Source organism: Rhodococcoides trifolii (genome assembly GCF_014635345.1).
GTDB lineage: Bacteria > Actinomycetota > Actinomycetes > Mycobacteriales > Mycobacteriaceae > Rhodococcoides > Rhodococcoides trifolii.
The window spans coordinates 1,217,979-1,226,197 of sequence record NZ_BMCU01000001.1 but is presented as its reverse complement, the minus strand read 5'-3'; the positions used below and the strand labels follow the sequence as shown (position 1 = coordinate 1,226,197).

Below are 8,219 nucleotides of genomic sequence, written 5' to 3'. Positions count from 1 at the left end.
CCGAGATGCTTACCGTTCTGCGGTCTAGAACCGGGTTGACCGACTGATCAGTCACGCCAAGCAAATGCCGCTCTGGAAAGCGGTGCATTAAAGTCAAGACACGTGAGTTTCTCCGAAATTCGCCAGCGCGGCCTAGTGCCGATAATATCCGGGCTAGACCAGATCACGCCAAGCTCTTGGTCTGCGACGAGATCGTTTAGATCATTGTAAATTGACAGATGAGGACGTGCGGAGATTTTGGTTATGTCTTCCAAGGAGAATTCACCTGCTGCACGCAAGCAATATTCGGAATCAGAGCTATTCTGGAACTTTTCGTCATCATCCTCTCTGTCTACAAGAAGTTTTAACGAACTACATGAAAATGTGAGCGCGGATTTCTTAACTTCATCACGAGCCACCATCTCCAAACCGGAATCTGACAGCAAGATGGAATCATCGAAATTCTCGGAAAGAACGTCATAGCAAGTTAGGGCGACCTCTGCTTGCAGCTCATTCTGAGGCCGCATTTCGGCACTAGTACCGAAAAAATCGGAACCGACGATCCGAACACGCCGACCGGACCGCGAACTTGGCACACGAGGAAGAGCAAATGACGATTTTCCAACGACGCCAAAATTGATGGTTGAATCGATAAGCAATTGAGGGAGCACAGAGGCAGGGTGGCCATCTTTTGAAAAGGACGGAACTCCGTCGTGACGAGCGTCGACGACAACTCGTAGCCATTGAATCCATCGGCCTGCCGGCGAGTAGGTCTGCTCGATAAACGCACTGCAGGCAACATCTACCCAACCGCGCGAAACCAGATTCAGTGAGTCAACCTCCGTCGAAAGTAGACTTTTTGATGACACGATTTGATTCCGATCCTTTGTTGAACAATTTCGTTTCGGTAATCGTCAATCTTGGTAACTAAGCGCCGGCTTGTCGTGATGGTCGGTTGGTAGCGTCAAACTTTGCGCGATTTCCTATAGTTGCTTAGATTGCAAGACTAACCGCGTCCAATCATACGACATGTACTTCTTGAGCATCGGAGAGCCCCAAATTTTCACTGACCCCGACCCAAAGACTAGGGCAACTGCTCAGATGAACCCATCGACCCGTCGGTCGAGTGTACGGGGGTCTCGGGGCCCGTGTCGCGCGGAGACATGCCAGGCGCCGTTACTCGCGTGTCATCGACGCAGAATTGTGAAATCAACCATCGACCCGCCGATGCAGTTCGGCAGCTATACACACACGCCAGGCTGCATCCGTTACCGCAAGTTCATCCCGCTCGTAATTCTTCTTTGCGCGACTAATTTGCTCCACCGACCCTCCGCCGATCCGCAACCGAGTACCACTATTCGCCGCGTGCGGCACCTTCCGCTACCCCCGCCGGTAATACGCCGCCGACGAGAACGCCGCCGTCACACATACTTCGACGTCGCCTTCTGCGAGCGAGATCAAGCCCGTCTCTGCAGTGGCAATGGCGGGCCTGCTGGAAGCCTGGAAGGTCTCAATCCTTCAGTTTGACTCACGGCCGCAGACCTAGGCGCCACGAGTCCGCCTGCTCATCGGTCACACCGGACGACCGAAGAAGTTCCAGTAAGTCTTCCTGACGCGGCTGACCGAAGGCGAGGCGATACAACGCAACCCGCTCATGCGTACGTTTCAATCGCCCCGTATCCACGCTGAGCTGATACGGCATCACATCGCGAATCACCTTGTGTGGCCCCGGGTAGATCCACTCAGGCGCAAGCCCTGGGATGTCAGTGTACGGGGCGTCCTGCCCTGCAAGTCGATAAGCCTCGTCCCACGGGTTTGCGGCGGCCAACATCTTCGACCCGTGCTTCGATGCGATGTTGCGCCGAACAGCATGCCCCCGAAATCGATTGACGCGCCCGTCTCGTTGCTCGAAGTCGACAGGGTTGCCCGGCACGTTCCAGTGCACGAGGTTGTGACACCACGGATGGAAGTCGATACCTTCCTGGCCCACGCTGGTCGAGACGAGAACGAACGGCCAGAACGGAGAATTGAAGGCCTCGCGGATTTCGCCAGGCCTTGCTGAGTCGTCGCTCTGCGCCCCTACTCCGTAGCGGAGAGCGAACCGACTCGTGAAATCGATGTCGCCGCCTTCCTGGAGTGGGTCCTTCGCTTTATACGTGGCTGGCTTGAGCTTGAGCGCACCTGCGGCGTGCCACGCGAACTTGATCAGTGCCTCGTCGTCGAACTCACTGTTGCCTTCCACCTGTACAAGGTGGAAGAGGTATTCGTCGAGAACGGCCTCCAGGTTGCCGTCGGCGCAATAGCTGAGCACCTTCTGCCAGTACGGCAGATCGACTCCGTACAGGTTATCCAGAATCAGGGCCGACTCCCACCGGTTGAAGAGACCTCGCAACCCTGATGCCACGATGGCGGCCGCTCGCCAGCGGCCCGCATCGCTTACCGCTGACGAGTCGACAGACAATCGACCGAACGCTCGCCATGCGCAGTTGGCCGGCGAATGCATCGCGAGTCGCGCGGTCTGCTCGGCCAGTTTCGGCGGAATCCGAGTGAGATCGAGTGACGCACGAGTGCGATGAGTATCCGCGGCCTCCGCGACGTACTCGTCGATCACCGACTTCTGATCGTCTCGGTCGTCGGCACTTTCGATGCCCGCTTTCGCGCCTCGCCCAGCAATGGCGTCCGCGGCCGTGATTCCGGCGACGAAACCACTCAGCGCAGAATCCAGCTTGTCGTCGCTCAATGCCAATGGCCACTGCCAGATTCGAGACGCCACCTCGCCCGCGCCCGATTCTGTGGCGGCCTTCGGAAGTTGAGAACTTAACTCGCCTGCAATTCTCGACTCTGCATATTCGCGATCGAATGGTCGACCCGCAGCCCCTGCGCGACGTAGCGGATCAGCCATATCGGCTAGCCCCGGCATCGGAAAGAAAGGTAGAAACCCGGCCATCGCAGTGAGCTGGTCACCGCTCTTGCGGAACTGCAACCGCTGCGAAACGTTCTCGCTGGACGCCGTGACCGGTCGGCCGGTTTCAACGCCCGATCGCGCGATGCGGCGACTCGCATCGTGGCTGAGCAGCGAAGCGACCGCAGTGGGCGTTGCCGTCCACTGGGAGAACACGAGCTTCTTCGTCATACCACCCGCATCGCTCGAGGCGTACGGTCCGCCGGGTTTCAGGTAGGGCAGCGACGGCGGCATCCACAGCATCGTCTCCCACCCTTGACCGGTGGTCTGATCGATCAGTGCCTGGAGGCGGGGATTCCGCACGGGCAACTCTGCAAAGGAGTCGACCGCCTTCGGATCCAACCGATCCAGCTTTCGCACAAGCTCCTTCACTTCTGTGACGCCGTCTTCGACGTCGTCAGCGACGTACTGGCCGAGCTGGTACCCGTCGAAGAAGTGCACCAGCTCCGGCACCGACTTCCATATGTCCATCGGTAAGACGCTGTCGACCAGTTTCGCCAGCTCGCCAAATTTGATGAACTGCGCGATTGCCTCCGAGGAGATCGCCGGCGACGGGACTTGCCGCTCCTCCACCATCGACTCGCGCACGCGCGGTGGGCGCTCGGTACGGCACATCAAGGCCAGTAATTCGCTGCGAAGTCGATCGCGTAGCTCTCCCGGATCGCGCCGGTTCTTCACGGCGTCTCGGTACTCACCCAGCAGCTTTTCGATGCCCTCTGCGCCCTCTCCCGACGAGCCTTGCGCTAGAAAGCTAAGAACGCCGAGGAATTGCGCCTGATGCGAGTCCCCGGTCTCGGTCTTGTCGTCGATCGGCTTGTACGGGGTGGCTGACAGCAGAAGGACTTTTGCGTGCTTGTAGGTGAAGAGATCTTGTGCGAGCTCGCTGACCGGATCGTCGGCCTTGAGCAGCTCAGTGAATCGTTGGAACTCGTCGAGAATGACCAGGTCGGGTTCCAGGGCGTCGACGCTGGCACGGGCGAGCAGCTTCCGCAGCTTGCTGACAACGGCGGACGACGCTTTGTAGCCTCCGGGGACTTCGGACTTGCCCTTGGTCTGCGCGAGCAAACCCTCGAACAGCTGCAGCACAGACTGTCCGTCGTCCTGACTACCGATGAGATCCCAAAACTTGTCGACGATCTGTTGATCCAGTTGGGCTGCGCCGTGGCCGGGCTTCGCATTGAGCCTGAATTCGAAGTCGGAGACACGCTGCTTGAAGGCATCGAGCGACTTCACGGTCCCCTGCAGAATTCGATACGCAGCGGTTTTCGCCGCGCCGGTGAGCTGCAGGCGGTGCGTGAGGATGACCATGAGCAACGCACGCTCTTCAGCCGTACCCGACCTCCACCCCTTCTCAGGGAAAGAAGTTCTTGGCGTGAGCGATACGAGGTTCACTGGTTTACCCGCCGAGCGATCACCCTTCTTCAAAGCTGTGCTGTTTGCGGCAAGCAGGCTGAGCCTTGTCGACATGTGGATTTGGTTGCCGAGGATGTCGAGCCGCTGAATGTTTTGACGCGCCACATCTGCGTTGGAGCAGATGTAGATGACGTCGATTCTGTCGACCTCTGGGTCATCCTGCAGCGCCTCGATTGCCCGGGCGATCACACCGCGCGCGACCATCGTCTTTCCCAGGCCGGTTTCATCTGCCACCAGAAAGCGTGTTCCGGTCTTGTTGCGGTAGAACGAATCCGTGACATGCTCGACGGTTGCACGCTGGAACGGCCGGAGTTGCTCGAGATGCGACTCGGCACGGAATGACCTGTCAGACATTCGCTTTCGCCTCCATGATACTTGCTGTTGCGATGGCAATCCAGAGGTCTCGGAATCCCTCCGGAAGCACGCCGTGCGGATCGTCGTTCTCGATGATGCTGGTAACAACCCCGGATAACTGGTCCAGCGTCTCTGGGCTGTGGCTGGCGGCCCGTAGCAATTGCTCGAAGAGACCACTCTCGAGCGCATCCCATCGACCGGCGTGACCGTCCGAACCGCCGTCCTCGGGGTCGCCGTCGGATTCTGCCGGTGCGCCGAATGCCAGCAGAAGCGACAAGAAACGCCGGAACGCATCTGGACTGTTGATCTCGCGGGTGATGATCGAGTGCATGCGGGCCGGGATGTCATTGATCAATTCACATTTGAACACGGCCGAACTCGACTGACCGTCATTGTTCGACGCTGTCAACACGACGAAGGCGGTGACGTCGGACAAAGCAAGGCCGCCGAATGTCACGTCGACCGATGCACCACTCGGAACCGATGTTGTTGTGGATTTGTCGGTCAGCAACGATACTGTCAGGCTCACTCCCGGAGTGGCAGGAATTGAATCATCGCTCGTGAGGTGCAACCGGTAGGTTTCGTCGGACTGGCTGAGTTCGGATCGCATAGGCAGCGAGGCGATGCGCCGCAGGAAACCGTCGAGGGCAACCTGAGTGTCCTCGTCCTTCGCGCCCGCTTGCTCGATCGTCGTCGGCTGCAAGATGGATGTGAACCCGTCCTTACCGAGAAAGGTGTCGACGCCGAAGGCGCTTACACTGCCGGTGAGCTCGACCAGGATTTCGACGTTGCCGCCGAGCCCATTTCGGGTTGCATTCGCCGATCCAATGAACAAGTGCGCCAACTTGGCCCGCTCCACGCAGTACAGCTTGGCGTGCAGACCAGAGAGCACCGGTCCACCGGTTGACTCCTCTTCGTCTGCGGGGATTCCCGCTGTGGGCGAGAGAACATACGCATCGTCAATCCAGTCGGCATTTTCTTTACTCAACCCGTCGAGCGCCTCCTGACGGGACACAACTGTCAGCGAACCCTTCGCATCGTCGGCGATTGTCTCGAATCCGTCGTCGGTGAGGAAGGGGGATACCAATAGATGCTTATACCCGGAGAAGTCGATTTTTGGCCTGGGTATTTTTGGAACACCGAAGATGTGGAACGTCAAGTCTTTTGAGCCAGGGGGTGGTTCCCATAGTGTGCGGTGAACCTCCTCCGCAAGCGCGTCGATGTTCGCCCCACGGTCGGCGGACAGCGTGGGCGTGACTGTCGTCGGTAGGTAGCGAAGAAAGTCGACGAGTGGCTTGTTCTGCGGCCGTCGGGTTGACTCGATCTGCCCGTCGAGGGTCAGGGCAACATCCCACGACCGATCACGAGTCAAGTTGCGACTGAGAACAATCAGCCGCAGCTTCACGTCAGCCGTGTCGAAGTTCTCGTACCGCGCCAGCCAGATCTTGGGGTGGAACACGAAGCTCCCGCTCGGCCGCACAGCATGTAAGGCGGGCTCCATCAACGTGTGCAAGCGAGAGCGATTCGGTGGCACTTTGATCAGACCGCTCTGGTGAAAGATGTTGATCTCGCCGATGCTTGCTTGTACAGCCGCAATGGTCTCTAGACGATCTGCGGAGTCAGCTGCAGCACTTCGTGACAGTGCGAGCGACGGCAGCATCGCGCTGTCGAGGTCAAGGGTAAACGTGGTTCCCACAACCTGAGATACGAAATATCCCGCCGGCGGCTGGAGGCGCTTCAGGAGCGTTGTTCGACTATCAGGAGGCAGCATGCCCGAGTCCTTCCGCAATGTCGCCGACTAGTGTCTGCACGTTCGGCCAGCGGTAGACGAGCTGGCCGGCCCCCGATGCACCAGCCCAATTTTTCAGCGCGCGATCGTTATTCAGCCTCGATTGTTCGCCCTTGTTAGCACGCTCGCGGGTTGCAACAAGGCGGCGCAGGTGCGACGACGACGCTGCCTTCGTTGCCTCATCTGCCGTTACAGCAGCAATCCATTCGTCGACAAAGACCTTGGTGCCCGGTGGTATAGGCGTCGAGCGACCGCGGTCCACCGACAACCAAAAGTCGGCCACGTCCCAGCTCCGAAGCTCAGTGGCATGGTTCGCCGTTCGCTCCGCCCACTCGGCGAGTAGATCGCGATATGCTTCGACATATCCCGCCTGGTCTGACCCTTTCACCCCGTCGTACTTCTCGGCGACTAGAAGGTTGTATAGCAGCGCAGCCCCGTTGATTGCCAGCGAGAAAAGACGGGCGTGTCTAACCGTGGCTCGAATGGTGCCTGACGCAGATTCGAGAGCTGGGTGGTCCCAGGGCGATTCGAAATCGCGAATGTCAACATTCAGACCATTGGTCACCAGGTGCGCCAGATAGGACGTCGGCGACGTCGCAAGTATTCGCTCCTGGAGCCAGGCTGCTTCCGCAGGCGTCATCGTGAAACCGGACTCGACGTCGCTCGGGAAGCCGGCGGGCGCCTCGACGCTTACCTGCCACGCGGATCTTGGTCCACTGTCCTCTCGGATGCCGAGTTTGCCAAGTGCCGACCAGTAAATACTGGAGGGCAGGATGGTGACGCCTTTTCCTGCGATTCTGCCTATCAGACCCTGCGTGTGGCCCGCTGCCTTCATCGTCTCGATGAACACACGTTCGCGATCGTTGGCTTTCGACACAACCGCGGTGCCGGTGAACTTGGCCGCAGCCGCAGCGTGGATCCAGGGAATGAACAAGAAGTACCGAGCTCGGGTATGCACGGTCGAGGTTGCCGGAAACAGCTGGTCTGCAAGGCTGTCACGCACCCCACCGATACCAATGTCATCCAGCGTCGCCGTGTCGGCGAACATCTTCACCAGCTCACGCATTCGCCTTTCTTCGTCAGGTGACGTGTCCAACCAGGCTATGTCTGACAAGTGAAAATCCTCACGTAAATTCGCACGGCGACAGCATCTTGCTGCCCTCACCCTTCGATGCTGTCCTCCCCTACATTAATCAACCCTCTACGGGCGGAAGGTTCGAATCACCGTGCATAGCGCTCGCTTTGGCCTCGGTAGGGCGAGGAGTCGCCCCTACTGCGTTCAAGCCGGACCATGGGGAAGCTCCAGCGATCACCGATGCGCGGTTGGCGGAGAGCAGGCGCTGCGCGGACTACCTATCGAGGTCACAAACCGTCCGTCTCAGCGAAACACTAGGTGAGGTAGGCCGGCGGCATGCTGGCGGACCTTGCTTCGTACCGCTCAACCGGCTTCGTCCGGGCCAAGCCGTGGCGGCGGGTAGTCGCCGTAGATCTGGCGGTCAGGGTCCGCGGAAAAATGTTGAGCCTGGGCTCGTCTAATGACCTCCCCATCACGGCGGCGCTTGACGGCGACTCGCTCACGAATGGCCCAGACCGCTCCGATCACTGCCACAATTAGTCCTGTAATGCCCCCGCCAAGTTGGCCGTCACCGAGGTTACCTATTCCCCCGATTAGCCCGAAGGCGATAAGCCCGACGGCAGTTCCAAAGCGGCGCTTCGCCCTCG

The 8,219-nt window shown here is 59.1% G+C and carries 4 protein-coding genes; all 4 read right to left on the bottom strand.

What is annotated here, in order from left to right:
- Positions 1-47: 47 nt before the first annotated feature.
- Complete coding sequence (locus IEW02_RS05755) at positions 48-848, bottom strand: hypothetical protein (protein WP_188543677.1); 801 nt, start codon at positions 846-848, stop codon at positions 48-50.
- A 659-nt stretch (positions 849-1,507) separates the two neighbouring features.
- The gene (locus tag IEW02_RS05750) at positions 1,508-4,747 is read right to left on the bottom strand and encodes a DEAD/DEAH box-containing ATP-dependent helicase (RefSeq protein ID WP_229745791.1); all 3,240 of its coding nucleotides are present in this window, start codon (positions 4,745-4,747) and stop codon (positions 1,508-1,510) included.
- Positions 4,701-6,479 (bottom strand): phospholipase D family protein, encoded by a 1,779-nt coding sequence (locus tag IEW02_RS05745; protein ID WP_188543676.1) that lies wholly within the window; start codon positions 6,477-6,479, stop codon positions 4,701-4,703. The genes IEW02_RS05750 and IEW02_RS05745 overlap by 47 nt, the downstream gene beginning before the upstream one ends.
- Complete coding sequence (locus tag IEW02_RS05740) at positions 6,466-7,662, bottom strand: DUF6361 family protein (protein WP_268236701.1); 1,197 nt, start codon at positions 7,660-7,662, stop codon at positions 6,466-6,468. The genes IEW02_RS05745 and IEW02_RS05740 overlap by 14 nt, the downstream gene beginning before the upstream one ends.
- Positions 7,663-8,219 lie beyond the last annotated feature (557 nt).